General features: G+C 63.1%; 1 protein-coding gene. It reads left to right on the forward strand.

Annotation, left to right across the window (positions count from 1 at the left end):
* The first annotated feature begins 79 nt into the window (after positions 1–79).
* Positions 80–1,450, forward strand: a complete 1,371-nt coding sequence (locus ACUXUR_RS26725) for a transposase (RefSeq protein ID WP_445505377.1) — start codon at positions 80–82, stop codon at positions 1,448–1,450.
* The last annotated feature ends 102 nt before the right edge of the window (positions 1,451–1,552 follow it).

The following is a 1,552-nucleotide window of genomic DNA, read 5'->3' on the forward strand; positions in this document are numbered from 1 at the left end:
GATTTCGTTGAAAAAGTCCTCGTGATCGGCGGCGGATCGTGATTCCCTGATTGGGCATTCTCAGCAGGGAGATCGGGCCATGATGGGCGAGCGTCTCGTGATGCAGGAGAGTCTGTTCTACGAGTTCCGGCTTGAGGATCACGTTCCCTGCGATCACCTGCTGAGGCGCATCGACCGCTTCGTCGACTGCTCGGGGCTGCGCCAGCGTCTGGCTGCCTACTACAGTGCCACTGGCCGCCCCTCCGTTGATCCCGAGCTGATGATCCGCATGCTGATCGTCGGCTACTGCCTCGGCATCCGCTCTGAGCGGCGGCTGTGTGAGGAAGTGCATCTGAACCTGGCTTACCGCTGGTTCTGCCGCCTCGGGCTGGAGGGCAAGGTGCCCGACCACTCCACCTTCTCCAAGAACCGGCACGGGCGCTTTCGCGAGTCTGACCTGTTCCGTCACCTGTTCGAGGCGGTGGTGCAGCGCTGCCTGGATGAGGGGCTGGTGGGTGGTGAAGGCTTTGCGGTCGATGCTAGTCTGATCCAGGCTGACGCCAACAAGCAGCGTTCCCTTCCCGGAGGTGAATGGGTCGCGCAGGATCACACGCAGGACGCTCCACGGGCCGTTCGCGAGTATCTCGCCACCCTCGACGAAGCGGCCTGGGGTGCGGCCACCGACGTTGAGCCGAAGTTCGTCTCGCCCTCTGATCCGGCAGCCCAGTGGACCGGGGCCATGCGCGGTCCGGCGTTCTTTGCCTATGCCGACAACTACCTCATCGACCTCAAGTCAGCCGTGATCGTGGACGTGGAAGCGTCCCGGGCTGTGCGCCAGGCCGAAGTGGGAGCTGCGCGGGCCATGCTCGAGCGCACGGCTGAGCGCTTTAGCCTCAAGCCCGAGCGGCTGGCGGCTGACAGTGCCTACGGCTCAGCGGAGATGCTGCACTGGCTCCTGGATTTGCAGAAGATCGAGCCGCATGTTCCGGTGATCGACAAGTCCGAGCGCCAGGACGGCACCTTCTCGCGATCTGACTTCAGCTATGATGCTGAGGCGGACACCTACACCTGTCCCGAAGGCAAGACCCTGACCACCAGTGGCCGCATCGTGAATGAAGGCACGAACAGGCTTTATCTGGGCAGCACCTTCGACTGTGGTCCGTGCCACCTCAAGGAGCGCTGCTGTCCCAAGACGCCGGCCCGCAGGATCACGCGCAGCATCCATGAGCAGGCCCGGGAAGTGGCGCGCTCCTTGAGGGGCACGCCGGCCTTCGAGCAGTCGCGGCAAGGGCGCAAACGCATCGAGATGCTGTTTGCCCATCTCAAGCGGATCCTCAAGATGGGACGCCTGCGGCTGCGGGGTCCCTGTGGGGCTCAGGACGAGTTCCTGCTGGCCGCCACCGCCCAGAACCTGAGGAAGCTTGCCAAGCTGGTTCTGCCAACGGGGCCTCATATGACCCAAGAAGCCTGAGAGGGCTCAAAGGATACACCTCACCATAGCCCTAATCTCAACAAGGCGAAGTTCGTCGCTGTCTCAGCCCATCTGGATGCCGACTTTGTCAACGCAATCGGC

Source organism: Microvirga medicaginis (genome assembly GCF_052658925.1).